This window comes from Streptomyces sp. CLV115 (assembly GCF_038448545.1).
GTDB classification, from domain to species: Bacteria; Actinomycetota; Actinomycetes; order Streptomycetales; family Streptomycetaceae; genus Streptomyces; species Streptomyces sanglieri.
The window spans coordinates 1-14,732 of the sequence record NZ_JBCEWQ010000084.1; the positions used below are offsets into that span (position 1 = coordinate 1).

13 protein-coding genes and 1 pseudogene are annotated in these 14,732 nt (G+C 69.0%); 9 read left to right on the forward strand and 5 right to left on the reverse strand.

Annotated elements, in window-relative coordinates; genetic code table 11:
* Positions 1 to 164 precede the first annotated feature (164 nt).
* A pseudogene (locus tag AADR41_RS25830) lies at positions 165 to 502 on the forward strand (transposase); the annotation flags it as partial.
* Positions 503 to 509: 7 nt separating this feature from the next.
* On the opposite strand, the gene AADR41_RS25835 reads toward AADR41_RS25830, so the two are convergent.
* Positions 510 to 944, reverse strand: coding sequence for a hypothetical protein (locus tag AADR41_RS25835; RefSeq protein WP_342283791.1), 435 nt, complete (start codon positions 942 to 944; stop codon positions 510 to 512).
* 336 nt (positions 945 to 1,280) lie between these two features.
* On the opposite strand from AADR41_RS25835, the gene AADR41_RS25840 reads away from it, so the two are divergent.
* From AADR41_RS25840 to AADR41_RS25855, 4 genes are all read left to right on the forward strand, one after another.
* Positions 1,281 to 1,574 carry an ArsR/SmtB family transcription factor gene (locus tag AADR41_RS25840; protein WP_342283792.1) on the forward strand — a complete coding sequence of 98 codons (294 nt, stop codon included), beginning with the start codon at positions 1,281 to 1,283 and terminating at the stop codon, positions 1,572 to 1,574.
* Positions 1,571 to 1,957: a VOC family protein gene (locus tag AADR41_RS25845; RefSeq protein WP_342283793.1), complete on the forward strand. Its 387-nt coding sequence runs from the start codon at positions 1,571 to 1,573 to the stop codon at positions 1,955 to 1,957. Before AADR41_RS25840 ends, AADR41_RS25845 begins: the two co-directional genes overlap by 4 nt.
* A gap of 311 nt (positions 1,958 to 2,268) precedes the next feature.
* Positions 2,269 to 2,799, forward strand: coding sequence for a hypothetical protein (locus AADR41_RS25850; RefSeq protein WP_342283794.1), 531 nt, complete (start codon positions 2,269 to 2,271; stop codon positions 2,797 to 2,799).
* Between the two features lie 951 nt (positions 2,800 to 3,750).
* Positions 3,751 to 3,984 (forward strand): hypothetical protein, encoded by a 234-nt coding sequence (locus tag AADR41_RS25855; RefSeq protein WP_342283795.1) that lies wholly within the window; start codon positions 3,751 to 3,753, stop codon positions 3,982 to 3,984.
* A 166-nt stretch (positions 3,985 to 4,150) separates the two neighbouring features.
* On the opposite strand, the gene AADR41_RS25860 is transcribed toward AADR41_RS25855, so the two are convergent.
* Positions 4,151 to 4,702, reverse strand: a complete 552-nt coding sequence (locus AADR41_RS25860; protein ID WP_342283796.1) for an AAA family ATPase — start codon at positions 4,700 to 4,702, stop codon at positions 4,151 to 4,153.
* Positions 4,703 to 4,878: 176 nt separating this feature from the next.
* The gene (locus AADR41_RS25865) at positions 4,879 to 5,835 is read right to left on the reverse strand and encodes an ArsR/SmtB family transcription factor (RefSeq protein ID WP_342283797.1); all 957 of its coding nucleotides are present in this window, start codon (positions 5,833 to 5,835) and stop codon (positions 4,879 to 4,881) included.
* Between the two features lie 86 nt (positions 5,836 to 5,921).
* Here AADR41_RS25865 and AADR41_RS25870 point away from each other — a divergent pair, with 86 nt between their 5' ends.
* Complete coding sequence (locus AADR41_RS25870; RefSeq protein WP_446751106.1) at positions 5,922 to 6,995, forward strand: alpha/beta hydrolase family protein; 1,074 nt, start codon at positions 5,922 to 5,924, stop codon at positions 6,993 to 6,995.
* Between the two features lie 364 nt (positions 6,996 to 7,359).
* Here AADR41_RS25870 and AADR41_RS25875 read toward each other — a convergent pair whose 3' ends face one another.
* The gene (locus tag AADR41_RS25875; RefSeq protein ID WP_342283799.1) at positions 7,360 to 8,316 is read right to left on the reverse strand and encodes an Lrp/AsnC family transcriptional regulator; all 957 of its coding nucleotides are present in this window, start codon (positions 8,314 to 8,316) and stop codon (positions 7,360 to 7,362) included.
* A 74-nt stretch (positions 8,317 to 8,390) separates the two neighbouring features.
* Between AADR41_RS25875 and AADR41_RS25880 the strand changes: the two genes are divergently transcribed.
* From AADR41_RS25880 to AADR41_RS25890, 3 genes are all read left to right on the forward strand, one after another.
* Positions 8,391 to 9,974 (forward strand): MFS transporter, encoded by a 1,584-nt coding sequence (locus tag AADR41_RS25880; RefSeq protein WP_446751107.1) that lies wholly within the window; start codon positions 8,391 to 8,393, stop codon positions 9,972 to 9,974.
* 176 nt (positions 9,975 to 10,150) lie between these two features.
* Positions 10,151 to 11,098, forward strand: a complete 948-nt coding sequence (locus tag AADR41_RS25885; protein ID WP_342283801.1) for an isopenicillin N synthase family dioxygenase — start codon at positions 10,151 to 10,153, stop codon at positions 11,096 to 11,098.
* A gap of 146 nt (positions 11,099 to 11,244) precedes the next feature.
* A complete protein-coding gene (locus AADR41_RS25890; protein ID WP_342283802.1) occupies positions 11,245 to 12,411 on the forward strand; it encodes a winged helix DNA-binding domain-containing protein in 1,167 nt (388 codons plus the stop codon).
* A 228-nt stretch (positions 12,412 to 12,639) separates the two neighbouring features.
* On the opposite strand, the gene AADR41_RS25895 is transcribed toward AADR41_RS25890, so the two are convergent.
* On the reverse strand, positions 12,640 to 14,547 hold the full coding sequence (locus AADR41_RS25895; RefSeq protein WP_342283803.1) for a CASTOR/POLLUX-related putative ion channel: 1,908 nt from the start codon (positions 14,545 to 14,547) through the stop codon (positions 12,640 to 12,642).
* Between the last annotated feature and the right edge of the window lie 185 nt (positions 14,548 to 14,732).

The following is a 14,732-nucleotide window of genomic DNA, read 5'->3' on the forward strand; positions in this document are numbered from 1 at the left end:
GCACGAACCGCTCATGCACAGCTTCCAGTTCACTCGCCCACAACCTGACATCAGCAAGGTCCCCACCCACAACCACACCAACGACCGACCTGGCCATCAGTCACGGCAAGCACCGTTGCAGTACTAGAGCGTGTCTCTTTGAATGGTCGGTCAGTTGAACGGATGTGTCCGTCCGGTTAGTGATCACTGATGCGATGTGGGACCGGATCGAGCCGCTGATGCCGGCCGATCCGGTACGCGGTCGACGATGGGCCGATCACTGCCGCACCTTGGAAGCCATCGGGTGGAAGCACCGAACCGGCTCACCCTGGCGAGACCTGCCCGACGAGCTCGGCTCGTTCCAGACCGCCCATGAACGGCTGATCGGGTAGGTCGTCGACGGAACCTGGGAACGCATCCTTGGCGCGGTGCAGCAGCTGAGAGGGCAGACGACATCGGCTGGACTGTGTCGGTGGACTCCACCGTCCGCAGGGCTCACCAGCGTTCCGCCGGAGCCAGGAAGTGAAGTCCTACGCAACCCAGCAGTAGCTGTTCTGGCCCTGGCGCCGGGCGCCGCTGACGAGAGCGGCCAGATCACTCAGGATCACTTCGGCGGTCTCCGTGTCGATGACCTCGCCGTCCTCCGCCCGCTGCGAGGACCATGCGACAGCGACGTCCTTCAACTCGGACCGTTCGGCCTCGGCGAGCGCGGAGGAAAGGCGAGGCGAGATCGCGAAGACGACGCACCCGTCGTCCTCCGAGCCTGCGACGGGGCGAGGCTCGTCGGCTTCGACGAGTTCCTCGAAGCTGCCGCCGGTGAGAAGGCACTCCCACTCGACCAGAGCCTCTTCGGGATCGAAGTTGCCGAAGGAGAGCGACTCGAATGCGCGTTGCGGCCCGCTCCGAAGAGCCCGGGCCGCTGACGCGTCATTCGGAGCAGCGAAGAACTCGACGATGATGCTCATCCCGGCATCATGCCGGACTACCCGCGTCCGTGACCGGCCGGACGTTTCGTAGTGACGTGGCCGGTCCGGAAGATGATTGCACCCCAGGTGACTGAACTTGCACTCGTGATGTCGGCCTGACCGGCGCGGGCGCAGTGCTGATGTCCGGCTCGAAGGCGGTCGACCAGCGGGCGTCCGTTCACGAGACCGGGCGAGTGACGACACCACCACGGCAGCACTCACATCGAGGACAACCGGCCGGGTACCCGGCTGATCGTCCTGCTGCCGGTCGGAGGACGGTAGGTGTGGGCGGCCCCCGATTGATAGGCAAGTCGATGCTTGCCTATGGTGTGGGGCGTGGCGGATGATGTTTTCAAGGCGCTGGCCGACCCGACGCGTCGGCGCATCCTTGACGAGCTGATGGAACGGGACGGCCAGACCCTGTTCGAGATATGCACACGGCTGGTGACCAAGCACGGTCTGGGGCTGTCCCGCCAGGCGATCAGCCAGCATCTGGCCGTACTGGAGTCGGCGGGCCTGGTCCGTACCCGGCGCCAGGGCCGTTACAAGTTCCACGACCTGAACACCGAACCCCTTGAGCGCATCGTGACCCGGTGGCTCAGGACCGACACCCCGGAGAGCACCCCATGAGGATCCACCTGTCCAGCGTCTTCGTCGATGACCAGGACAAGGCCCTGCGCTTCTACACGGACGTGCTGGGCTTTGTGAAGAAGCACGAGGTCCCGGTGGGCAAGGACCGGTGGCTGACCGTGGTCTCGCCGGAGGACCCCGACGGCACCGAACTGCTGCTGGAGCCCGACGGCCATCCCGCGGTGAAGCCGTACAAGACGGCGCTCGTCCAGGACGGCATCCCCGCCGCGTCGTTCGCCGTGGACGACGTGAACGCGGAGTTCGACCGGCTGCGCGGCCTCGGGGTGCACTTCACCCAGGACCCGCTGGAGATGGGACCGGTCACCACCGCAGTGCTGGACGACACCTGCGGCAACCTGATCCAGATCGTGCACAGCAAGTAGGACCGGGGCGGACCTTACGGGCGGGTGGGCGGTCGTCAAACGCACGTCAAGGGTCGGACCTGCGGGATCCGGGGACCGCTGACGGGGACGTCCGGCCCGGGCCCGCGAGCCACTGCGCCCGCCTCTCCCGTACGCCCCTCGGTGTACGCACCGCCGTCGCCGCAGCCGACAACTGACCTGTGCCCTCTGCGCTCGCCGGCCCTGGACCCGCCTCTCCGACTTGCCTGGGAGCGGTGCCGTGCCAGGGCGCTCGGGGCCGTACTCTGTGGCGGGCGCGCAGGTGCGGCGAACGAGGATCGTGGGGGATCGAGTTGTTCAAGCGGGGTGCTGCGGCTGTAGCCGCAGCGGTGATTCTGTCGGTGACGGCGACCGGCTGCGGTGCTCAGACGCCTGCTGTGCCCGAGGAGTTCTGCGGGCGGCCGATCGAGAAGGATGCGCTTGAGCCGCTGCTCCCGCAGGGGGAGGTGGCCGAGGCCGAACAGTCCGCCTCGGGGAGCCGTCTGTTCTGCCAGGTGAAGGTGGACGAGTCGGTGGTCCTCACCGATGACATCGTCTTCGAGGCCAAACCCCTGCCCGCCGAGAGCTGGGTTTCCGCGCCACGGCAGTTCAAGAACGGGCAGAGGCGAGGCCTCGTCGTCCCTGGCGCCGCTGTCGTCGGAGACGACGGCGCCGTCGTCGAAATCAACTGCAAGAACAGCACTCCGGCAACGTACATGCACTTCAACATCAAGCTGTTGGAGAACGGGGGGCAGACGCTCTCGACCTCCCAAGGCGATGTCCTGGACTTCGTGGACGACCACGTGCCCGCAATGATCGAGCGCCTTCGCTGCGCCGCCGGGTGAGCAGCACCACGGGACAGCGCAACCTCGGTGCGAGCGGTCCGTGAAAGGAGCGTCGGCCGGGCTGCCGGATCGCGGCCCGCCCACCCGCTCCTCCGAGCGGCCCGCACCGGGGCCCGGGGCGACACGGAGCAGACCGTCCCGGTGCCCGTCGCGAAAGGGACGGGTCGAGGAGGAGCTGACCGTTTGTCGCAACGGCTCAGACGGCGGTTTCCCGAAAAGAGAGGGCGACCGTCCCAGCCCGTGGTCGCCACCAGAGCCTCGTCACCATGACCAACGACGGCTGGGTGCAACGCCATTGCAGGTCAACCGTTGGACAAGCGCTTCAAGGACGGCGGATGCCGGCCGGAAGGTTGTGCGGATGAAGAAGGCAATTCCGTAACTGTCCGACACTCTCTTGATCACACCGCATCCCCCTGAGCCCGCCCGATCTCCGGGGCCGGACAGGATGAGCCCACCATCCACCTGCGGCCCGGAGTGTTTCCTGCTCGGGCTCAGCACTCAGAGGAGCCATCTGTGTTTCATCGCCGGAAAGCAGCCCTGACTCCGGTGCTCTTGGGGCTGATGCTCTCCGCATGCTCCTCGATCCGGCCCGCACCGCCGGAAAGCGGCCCGCAGGCAGTCCGAGATCGGCTGGGCGCAGCCGCCGATGTCCCGTACTCGGCCGAGCTCAGAGCCGTCACGCGGTCGGGGCCCCGACGACTCCAGCTCATGGAGGGGCGGGTCAACCTCAACGCACCGTTCACCGGGCGCACGACGGACACAACCGAGCAGTACACCGAAGACGTCGTGATCACCCGGCAGAAGGTGTACCGGCGGGCCACCGGAACCCATGGGTCATGGCAGGAGTTCCCTGCGTCGGCGGCGAAAGGGGGTATACCCACGGACCGGCTCCCGCAGTACGTGCGGCTCATGCTCGGACACAGGGCCTCCGTGCACCAGGACAGGGAACCCATGCGCGTATCGGCCCGCCTCACCCCGAAGGACGTCGAATCGGTGGACAGGACCGTCGGGCGCAACCTGCGGCCCGCCACCACAATCGACGCGGATGCATGGATCGACAACGAGGGCCGAGTCGTGCGCGTACGCCAGAAGATCCACTTCGCGTCCGACCCCGACATCGAAGCGACGATCACGTTCACCGACTTCAAGACCGCCGTGCCGGTCAACGCACCCGCTGACTCCTGAGCATCAGCAGGCCGCGCGGCCCGCTGCGCCACGCAGCTGTGCCCGAGATCGAGGTCGAGTCGGGCAGGGCGCCGCTCTGAAGGAGAACCTGCGGCACATCACCGAGGAGGAGAAGCAAGCCGACCGCCTTCGGCAGTGGGCCGAGTACGGTGAGAGCCGACTTCGGTCAGTTCACCAGGGCGCGGCGGCGGGCTTCCCGGACGATGCGATCGGCGGTCTCCTCGGGAGTGAGCGCCGCGGTGTCGAACCACCACCCGACATCGCCGAGCTCGCGCCTCATGCCGGCATCGAGATCCTCATAACCGTCGAAGTCGAACCGCTCCCGTGGATCACGGATGGTGTTGCGGTACCGGCACGCCTCGATGCCCGGTGCGAGAACGACGAACAAGACCTGCCGAGCCGGGAGGAGGGAGACGAAGAAGTCCAGCTGCGCGCGGTCGGGGATCACCCAGTCGATCACGGGCGTGAAGCCGGCGTCGGAGAAGTTGTTCGCCAGTGTGCACAGATTGCGGTTGCACAGCTCCGCTTGGCGCGCCGCCTCGTCGGCAGGCTCGCCAAGGGCCCAGACGCGACCGTTGACGACCAGCCTGCTGATGAAGTCGCCGTCGAGCCGCGCGGAGCGCGGAAGGTGCTTGGTGACGAGTCTGGTCACCGTCGACTTCCCGGCCCCCGGCATTCCCGTCACGATCAGACAGTCCCGCGTCTCAGCAGTGATCACGCTCGCAATCATGTCAACGTGTCTGACGGTCGGCAATCGCATTTCCCTCGGCCGATGCAGCGACCGAGAAGCGCTCGCTTCGAAGTGCAGAGAAGCGTGTTCGCGTCCTGCGGCCAGGAGGCGTTCTCCGGATTGTCGAGCACTCACGAAAGGGCAGAGCGCTCGGACCGCGGCGGTCAGGCGCCCGCGACGAGTGTGCCGAGGGCCGTGCGTCGGTGGGTGACCGAGCGGCCGGTGCGGGTCGTCGTCGTCATGCCTGCCGATCTGAGTGCCGCCGCGTGCGACGAGGCCGTCGCGTTGCTGACATCGAGAGCACGGGCCAGGGACGTCGTGGTGTGTGGCTCGGCGAGGAGGCGCAGGGCGTCGAGCCGGGTGCGGCCCAGGACTGCGGCCAGGGCCTCGGCGGATACGTCCGGGCGCCCCGTGGTGAGCGGAATCCCGGGCGACCCGGTCGGGTACGTCAGGACTGCGGGACGCCCCGGGGAGTCCTGAAGAAGGGGACCCGCCGGGTGATGGAAAGTGGGCAGCAGCACCAGGCCCCGCCCGTCGAGGCGGACGTCCCGGGCTGCCGCGTCGGGCCATTCCCATACTTCCCCGTCGAGGCGGCTGCCAGGAGCCAGGCCGGTCAGTGCGGCGGCCACACCGTGCTCGGCGACGGTGAGTGCGTAGCGGGTGAACTCCTCGCGATGCAGCTCCTGTACGACGGACCAGACCGGGGCGAGAACCGTCTCGTACGCGGCCTGCTGCGCGCGGTACAGGGTGCGCCAGGCCATGTCGTCGTGCGTGCGCAGGCCGCGGATCCAGGCAGGGGCGGGTACGTCCTCGTAGATCCGCTCCAGCTCCGAGCGGACGACGCCGGGGCTGATGGCGCGGATCTGTTCGAAGCTGTCGGCCAGGGTGTCGCCGAGGACATCGAGGAAGGACGGCGGGCGGCCCGCCGGAACCAGGTCGGCGAGCGGGGCGGCGGCGGCCGGGAGGGAGCGCAGGACACGGCCGCGCCACGGTGCGAACAGCGGCCCGCCCTGCCGGGTCACAACGGTCCTCAGGGCGGCGTGCAGCTCTTGGAGCGGCGCCGGGCGGGGCGCGAAGCAGATCCGTGCGATGTCCTGTGTGGTGAAGCGGATGCGCAGCACCCCCACAACTCCTCGTCCTGGTCAAGCCTTTCGGCCAGGGCCTGAGCCTTCGCGCCGCGACGGGCCCCGACTCAAGGATGCTTCGTATGACTTCTCGACGCACTCTTCTGAAAGGCACTCTATTCGGGAGCGCCGCCGCGCTGCTGCCCACGGCCACGTCCGCCATCGGTGCCGGCCCCCTTCTCCGGCTGCCCGCGCCGACGGGTCCGCATCCCGTGGGCATGCGGACAGTCCATCTGATCGACCCTGACCGCACGGACCCGTGGGTGGGCGGCGTAAGGGAGTTGATGCTCACCGTCCTGTACCCGGCCCGGTCGGTGCGCGGCCGTTCCCGCGCGCCCCAACTCACCCCGAACGAGGCCACGACGTTTGCCGGGTACGCACCGCGCGTACACCCCGGGCTGCCGCAGCCGGGACAGGTGGACTGGGGCGCGGTGCTCACCCACGGATACGTGGCGGCTCCGCCGCTGCCGGGGCGGCGCCCGGTCCTGGTGTACTCACCGGGCGGCGGCGACTCCCGCACACTCGGCACCAGCCTTGCCGAGGACCTGGCGAGCCACGGCCGGGTGGTCGTCCTCGTCGACCATCCCGGTGACGCTTCCCAGGTGGAGCTGCCGACCGGGATGCGCACGACCGCCCTGATCGGACCGCCGGACCCGGCCACCTTCCGAACGATGATCCACACCCGCGTCGCGGACCTCCGGCTGGTACTCGACCGGCTCGGCGGCCTGCAACTCGCCCCGGTCATGGACACCCGCCGGATCGGGATGTACGGACACTCCGCGGGCGGCACCGCAGTCGTGTACGCGGCCTGCGGCGACCCCCGGGTCCGCGCGGTGGCGAACCTTGAGGGCTATCTCGATCTGTACGACACGCCGGCCGCTCTCGGGCGAGGGCTGCTGCTGTTCCGCACCGACGGATTCGAGGGCGCCGACCGGATCGAGTCCTCCTGGGAAGGCCTGCCCGGCCGCCGCGCGCTGCTCGCCGACGCGAACCACTGGGCGTTCACCGACTACGGCTCGTTCGTCCCGCAACTCCAGACCACCGGTCAAGTGACATCAGCGGCGCGTTCCGCGCTCGTCGGTACCGGCGACCCGGACGCGACCCTCGCCCGGGTTCGGCGCGGGGTGGGAACCTTCTTCACCCGCCGTCTGCCGTAGCGGAAGCCCGGTGCCGGCCAGCGGCCACACCTGCGTCACCGCTGGTTCGGGAGCCGTCCCGCCGGAAGGCCGGTCCGGGTACTGCGGGCTGTCCGGTCCGCTGTGCGAGCAGGGCGTCCGGCCGGGGTCGGCGCGGGTGATCAGGTGCTGTTCGGCGGATGGCGTGTCCGGTACAGGCGCGGCGCAGGAGCTGATCGAGGGCTTCGGCGAGGTCCGCCCCGTACTGGTCGTGGGTCCGTACGACGAGGGGTGATGGACCGGAGGTACGACGAGCGCTCCGTCTGCGCCCGTCTCAAGAATCGCGCGCCCGCTGACGAGGCGGCCCGCCGCGGTGGTGCCCGCGGACTCGCCCGGGAAACCACGCTCAAGTCATGGCAGGAGCAAGGCGTTTGACCTCCCGCAGTGTGGGCGCTGTCTCGATGCCCTGGATGCCGGGGAGCCGGCCGATGCGCCGGTCGATGTAGTCGTACAGGTCGGCCGGGTCGCGGAAGATGCCGCTGGCGACCAGGTTGGACGTGCCGGTGATGGCTGCGGCGAAGGCGATCTGCGAGTGGGTGGCCAGAGTCTCCCCCACGATGCGCAGGTGCGCGGGGGTGACGTTCAGCCAGATCCGGGTGGCCATGTGGTAGCCGAGGAGCTGCGGATCGAAGTCCACGGAGAGATTCAGGGCACCCTCGCAGCGGAGGCGGTCGAGGTGGCGTTGGACGCTGGAGGGGGAGCGGTGGGCGGCGGCGGCGAGTTCGGGCAGCGTTGCTCGGCCGTCTCGGGCCAGCTCGGTGAAGAGAATGCGGTCGGTTGCGTCCAGGCTGAGCGGGGCGGCGGACGCGCCGGAATCCACCGTTGCCGCGGTGCCCTGCGGCTCGAACCGGGTGGCGTGCCAGGTGCTGGTCGCACCGACGAAGATACGCATCATGCAGTGAGCGCTGACGGAGAGCACCCGGGGGGTACGGGGCAGTTTCTCCAGCAGCAGTGTGTTGCGTTCCTCGGCTGTACGGGCGTTGAGCGCGCAGTAGAGCTCGGTGCCGCCGGAGGCGACGGTGACCCAGCTGGTGTCGGGACGGCGGGCGAGGACCTCGGCGATGGCTCCGGCGGCGTCCGGGGTGCAGTGCAGGCGCAACAGCCACCGGGTCAGGCCCAGACGTGAGGAGACGGGCTGGCCGATGACGCGCAGGCCGAGGGTGCGCAGTCGTTGGTAGCGGCGGGCAACGGTGCGTTCGGAGACACCGCGGTCTCGTGCGATACGGCTGAAAGGTGCGCGGCCGTCGAGCTGGAGGGTGCGGAGCAGGTGCTGGTCGAGTTCGTCGAGGATGTCGTGATCCACCGGTACACCTCACTTCTTCGCCTGATGATCCCGCTTTCAAGCGTACGGCTTGGGCCGGAGCGGGACGAAGCCGGATGGTGACCACGTCGTTGTCCGAACGGAGTGGGAGTTGGGAATTCATGCGTATCTGGGGGCCGTTGGCCGCGATCTGTCTGGGCACGTTCATGCTGCTCGTCGACGTGACGATCGTGCTGGTGGCGCTGCCCGCGATGTCGGAGTCCCTGGGCTCGTCACTGTCCCAGCTGCAATGGGTCGCCGACGGCTACGCGCTCGCAGTGGCGGCCGCCCTGCTGGGCGCCGGGAAGCTGGCCGACCTTCACGGCCGACGCAGGATGTACGCGGGCGGACTGGTCGTCTTCGCCCTGGCATCGGTCGCCTGTGCGCTGTCGCCGGGCATGGCCTTGCTGATTGCCGCCCGCATCGTGCAGGGACTGGGGGCCGCGGCGATGTTCACGACCACGTTGTCCCTGATCAGCACCATGTACTCGGGCCGCCGCCTGGCCCTGGCCTTCGGCACCTGGGCGGCCGTCGCCGCCAGTGCTTCCGCCCTGGGGCCGATCCTGGGCGGCCTGCTCACCCAGACCCTGGACTGGCGGTGGATCTTCTACGTCAATGTCCCCGTCACCCTGATCGCCCTGACCATGACCTTCCGTTACATCCCCCGCACCGCACCACCCGTAGGGGACACACGGCGCCTGGACGTCCCCGGCCTGGTGCTGTTCGCGGTCGGTGCCGGTGGGTCCGTCCACGCCCTGACCGAGGCACACGTCCAAGGATGGGCGTCGGCAGGGACACTGGTGCCACTGGGAGCAGCACTGGGCGCGTTCGTCGCCTTCCTGCGCGTGCAACAGCGCCGCCGGCACCCGCTGCTGGACCTGTCGCTCTTCCGCCGGCCCGCGTTCACCGCCGCGATGCTCACGATCGCGATCGGTGAGGGCGCCGTCTACGGCATCATGCCGTACACCTCCCTGTGGCTGCAGTCCGTGCAGCACCTTTCACCGCTCGCCGCCGGTCTCGTCGTGCTCCCGCACGCGGCGGCTGCCGCTTCGGTGGCGGTGTTGGGCGGTCGCCGGAGAATCAAACCCTCTCCCCGCCGCGGCGCCGCCCTCGGGCTTGCTCTCGCCGGTCTCGGGGTCGGCGCCGAGGGCTTCCTGGGGCCCGAGTCGGGCTGGCCCGTCCTGGTGGGGGGTCTGGCGCTGAGCGGGGTCGGCATGGGTCTGATCTTCCAGGTCGCCGCAGCGCTGGCGCTGACCTCCGTCCCGGCCGAGCACGCGGGTACCGCCAGCGGCACCTACAGCACCTTCGAACAGCTCGGCTATGCCTTCGGAGTGGCCGTCTTCGGCGCCCTCACCGTCTCCACCATGACCACGTCCCTCCGCGGTGAGGTCACCGATCCCGCCTTCACCGCGCGGACTCTCACCGGCGGCGGCGCCGACACTCTCCTGTCCCACACCCCGGCCACACAGCGCGCAGGTCTGGAGCACACGTTCCATGCCGTGTTCGCCACCGGACACAACACCCTTGCGATCACCGCCGGTTTTGTGGCCCTGGCCGGATCCGCCCTCGTGCTGTGGCTGTCCCGACAGCCCCGGGAAGAGTGCCCGGCGGCCCCAGGCGAAATCACCGGCACCCGGTCGGGCACCGCCGACATCGAGTGAGCCCGGCGACAGTCTTCACCCCCGGCAGGCGATGCGCGCCACAAGGCACGGTGCGTACATGCCACGACTCACGCAGGGGTCGCCACACTCCCCACCGACCGAATTCCGCCTCACTCACACCCCGGCCGTCTCATTCACACCCCGGCCCCGACCACCGACGTCATAGGAGGACCACCATGGCCACCGCACCGATTCCCGTCATCGACCTGAGCCGCTGGACATCGAATCACCGCGCAGACCAGGAACTGCTCGCCGCTCAGGTCGACCGGTCCCTGCAGTCCACCGGCTTCCTGCTGGTGACCGGACACGGCATCGCACCGGATCTGCCCGGCCAAGTGCGCGCCGCGGCGAACGACTTCTTCCACCTGCCTCAGGCGGCGAAGCAGTATTACGACCAGAACCGACGCGGTTGGATCGGCAGGGAACGAGTGACCACCGCCCGGTCCGAAGGCACCCGTACCCCGCCGGACCTGATGGAGGTCTGGTCGTGCGGTGTCGATTCCTCCGCACGTCCCGGCAACGCACAGCAGACGCCCCGCGACTGGCCCGAAGACATCCCCACCCTGCGCCCGCTCGTGACCGCGTACACCGACCGGATGCGTACCCTGGCCGATACGCTCCTCGAAGTCATGGCGGCCGCGCTGCGCCGGCCGACCGACTTCTTCACCCGCCACACCACGCGCCCGCACTGGGACTTCACGATCAACTGGTACCCGGCAGCCGACGAAACCGGCACCGCCGCCCCCGGCCAGTTCCGCGTCGGACCACACACCGATTTCGGCCTCATCACCCTCCTGAAACGGCAGCCCGGCAAGGGTGGCCTGCAGATTCACGACGACGCAGCCGGCTGGCAGGACGCCCCCTACGAGCCCGGCACCTACACGCTCAACATCGGTGACCTCATGGCCCGCTGGAGCGGAGACCGCTGGCGCTCCGGCCGCCACCGCGTTCTGCCGCCGCCCGCAGAGGCCCCACAGGAGGAACTCACCTCGCTGGTGTACTTTCACGCCTGCGCACCCCACACCTGCATCACCTCGCTGCCGGCACCCCTCGGCCGCAGGCCCTACACCCCTGTACGAGCCGGCGACTACCTCCACGAGAAAATGCGAACCATCCTCGGCTGACGCCGGCCCGATCGAGCTCAGGGGCCACGTCCTCGACCCCGACGAGGAGTGAAGCCGGACAGCAGGCGAAGACGTTCCTCCACACCCCCTGCCTCGGCAATGACCCGGTCCACCGACCCAGGCGGACAGGGCATGGGGCATGGGGCATGGGGCATGGGGCATGGGCGGTATCCTGCGCCGTTGTGATCACTGCGCGCGAACTCAACAGGGCAGCCCTCAGCCGTCAGCTACTGCTGGAGCGTGAGCAGCTGACCGTCCCCGACGCGGTGCGGCGCGTGGTGGCATTGCAGGCGCAGCATCCGGCCTCGCCTTACCTCGCGCTGTGGAACCGGGTCAGCGCCTTCGCTCCGGCCGAACTCGATGCCGCCTTCGAGGAGCGTGAGGTGGTCAAGGCGACCCTGATGCGGATCACTCTGCACGCCGTGCATGCCGAGGACTATCCGGTCCTGCGCGCGGCGATGCAGCCCACCCTGTACGCGTCCCGGCTCGGTTCCCGCTTCGCAGACGTGGGGCTGACCCCGGCGGACGCCGACGAGCTGGTGCCAGAACTGCTGGCCTTCGCCCGCCGACCGCGGACATCGGCGGAGATGCGGGCATGGGCCGAGCAGCGGCTCGGCGCCGAGAAGAGGGACGGGGCATGGTGGGGGCTGAAGGCCTACGCGCCGCTGCACCATGCGCCGACGGACACCCCGTGGTCGTTCGGCCTGCGGCCGTCCTTCGTCGAGGCCGGGACCGGACCCGTCCCGTCAGGGCGGGCAGTGGATCCACTCGCGCTGCGGACCCTGATCATCCGCTACCTGGCGGGCTTCGGGCCCGCGTCGGTGGCGGATGTGGCGCAGTTCGCCATGGTGCAGCGGGCACCGGTCCGCGATGCGCTGCGCGCTCTGGACGGAGCCGTCGAGCAGCTCCAAGGCCCGGACGGCGGAACGCTGTTCGACCTCCCGGCAGCCCCCCGGCCGCCCGCGGACACTCCCGCGCCGCCCCGGCTCATGGCGATGTGGGACAGCATTCTGCTGGCCCACGCCGACCGCAGCCGGGTGATACCCCCGGCCTATCGCCCCCTGGTGATCCGCAGGAACGGAGACGTGCTGCCGACCCTGCTGGTGGACGGCTACGTAGCTGGTGTGTGGCGCCCGGTGGACGGCGGGATCGAGGCCGCTGCATTCCATTCCCTGTCACCCGCTGCCTGGCGCGGACTCGCCGCGGAGGCCCAGTCCATGAGGGCGTTTCTCGACGACCGCGAGGCAGAGGTCTACAGCCGCTACCACCACTGGTGGGCGAAGCTCCCCGAGACCGAGATGCGGATGCTGTGACCGGCCGGCTCCTCGTTCGGAATTCAGTGGTGCCCACTCAGGACCCGTTGGCACAGGCACCCGCCCGCAGCACTCGGTGCGGCGCCGCGCGAGGGCGGGTGTGACAACCGCCCGGCGTCACGCAGACATCGGCGGAGTCCCGCGCGAGCGCCGACGCCGCGGCGCCCTCGCGGACAGCCGCCGTCACTGGCGCCCTCGGGAGTCACCGCCGTCACTGGGCTGCCACGGCTACTGGCTGCGCCCGTCGTCGCTGACGGCAGCAGCCTCCTCTTCGGCGAAGACGACGACCGTGTCCCTCGAACCGAACACGAGCGGGGCCGATCGGGGCGGGTTGAGGAAGATGCCGTAGCCGGGAGGCTCCTCGTCGTGTTCGGCGAGCCGATAGCCGATGGCGGTCTCCCCCCGCCGCCGTGCGGCCTCGATCACCGTGGCGAAATTGGCCTCGGTCCCGGGGACCACGTAGTCGGGCGCCGGCTTGAGGTAGATCTCGGAGCCTTCCGGGTTGAACAGATCGGTGAACACGGCGTGCAGATGACGGTTCTCGGTCAGCTGGGTGAGCAGCAGACTGATCACCTTGGTGCTCACGATGAAGTCGTCGGCCTTGGTGACCTGGGCGACCTCGCGGTTGGCGTCGTCGTTCATCTCCGTGACGATGGAGTACGGGTCACCGAGCGACTCCTCGATGTCCCGCAGGTGGAGCAGGGTCACCAGGGTCCGGTCGTCCGAGGGGCCGGGGGCGATGGTGTCGTCCGAGAGCACGACGATGTGCTGGTAGTCGCCGAGGTCCAGGGCCTCCAGCGAGGACCTCCGCGTCGGCTCGCACACCTTGAACCCCACCGTGAGGTTGACGAGTGTGTCGCTCAGATCGGCCTCCGGCCGTCGTGGCGCGGCGATGTCAAGCGTCGAACCGGGTTGGACGAAGCTGTCCAGCAACGTGACCAGTTTCGCCGTACGGGAGTTCTCGCCGATCAGGATGGTCCGGTCGAGCGTGGGCAACTGGGGCGGAGCCGATGTGATCGCCGACTCGACGATCGCCGGGCGGGTCTCACAGAGCCGGATGAGCAGATCGTCCTCGGCGACGACGAGTATCTGGTCCCCGGGTCCGATGACGGTGTCCATCGGTGGATTGACCAGCACGTCTCCGGTGCCGATGCGCAGCCCGACCGGGACGCCGAGATCGAAGGCGTTCAGGGCGAGCCCGTACGTCGAGCCCACCAGGGCGGGCTCCTCGTGGAAGTAGAACTCGTTGCCGACGAAACTCAGCAGCTCGTTGAACACGGCCGAAAGGCCCGTCTGCCGGTGCGCCTGCGCGATGAGACGGACCGCGATGTCCTCGGCGTCGATCACCAGGGCACTGCCACCGGCGGCCAGTTGGGCCGCTGCCAGGTTCTCCGAGTCGTGGACGGCGGCGACGATCTGTGGGCGGCTCCCGGTCCACGGCCGGCTGTGCAGCAGGAGGAGGGCCTTGATGACGTCGATGTCCCGGTCGATGCCCTCGGGCGGCAGCACCATGATCGACTTGGCCGTGTCCGGGCCGACCAGTTCCAGGTCCGCCCGCACGAGAGGGTTTCCGGAGCGGCAGATGACGCGTGTGCTGCCGGTGTCGGGGATGCGTGCCCGGATCGCGTCCTCCATGGAAATCTTGTCCCGATCCGCGAGGACCACCACGCATGAGCGGCGTTCGCTCTGATTCGCCTCGACGAGCTCGGAGACCACGGTGAAGACCTGGTCCGACCAGCCGAGAACGATGGTGTGCCCGCGCTCGATGAGCCGTGACCGGCCCTTGCGCAGCTCCTGGAGCTTCTGGTTCAGACCGGTGGTCAGGACACCGATGAGGGCGCTGACGATGAAGATGCCGCCGAGCGTCACCGCCAGCATCAGACCGAGAAACACCGGGCCGCCGGTGTCTCCGCCCATGGTGCCGGCATCGAGGGTCCGCAGGAGGCTCATCCACGCGACACCCAGCCAGCCGCCGTTGCCCTCGGCGTCGGTATCTGTGAACAGGACGACCAGGGTCGAGGTCAGCGCGATGAGCACGACCGACGAGAGAGCCAACCAACTGATCAGGGCCGGCGTCCCCCGGTCCATGGTGCCGTCGAACCAATACCGGAACCGGGTCCGCAACCTGTCTCTCATCTCCGTGACCTCCCCTTCTCCCACGACCTCCGGACAGGCCGTGAAATCCGTCGTCACGACCGTGGCGAAGCACAGTTGATCATTCTCCCAGTCCCATCACGGATCACAGTCAACGGACCGAGCAGAAAGGCCGGTTCAGGCCATGCAGCCCGGTCGGGGGCGAGGGACACCCACGTCCCCGTCCC

Excerpts from the sequence above, each read along its gene's own strand:
- AADR41_RS25845 (WP_342283793.1), top strand. The coding sequence starts at position 1,571 with ATGAGGATCCACCTGTCCAGCGTCTTCGTCGATGACCAGGACAAGGCC.
- AADR41_RS25855 (WP_342283795.1), top strand. The coding sequence starts at position 3,751 with ATGCGCGTATCGGCCCGCCTCACCCCGAAGGACGTCGAATCGGTGGAC.
- AADR41_RS25890 (WP_342283802.1), top strand. The coding sequence starts at position 11,245 with ATGGGGCATGGGGCATGGGCGGTATCCTGCGCCGTTGTGATCACTGCG.
- AADR41_RS25895 (WP_342283803.1), bottom strand. The coding sequence starts at position 14,547 with ATGAGAGACAGGTTGCGGACCCGGTTCCGGTATTGGTTCGACGGCACC.
- AADR41_RS25835 (WP_342283791.1), bottom strand. The coding sequence starts at position 944 with ATGAGCATCATCGTCGAGTTCTTCGCTGCTCCGAATGACGCGTCAGCG.
- AADR41_RS25885 (WP_342283801.1), top strand. The coding sequence starts at position 10,151 with ATGGCCACCGCACCGATTCCCGTCATCGACCTGAGCCGCTGGACATCG.
- AADR41_RS25880 (WP_446751107.1), top strand. The coding sequence starts at position 8,391 with ATGGTGACCACGTCGTTGTCCGAACGGAGTGGGAGTTGGGAATTCATG.
- AADR41_RS25870 (WP_446751106.1), top strand. The coding sequence starts at position 5,922 with ATGACTTCTCGACGCACTCTTCTGAAAGGCACTCTATTCGGGAGCGCC.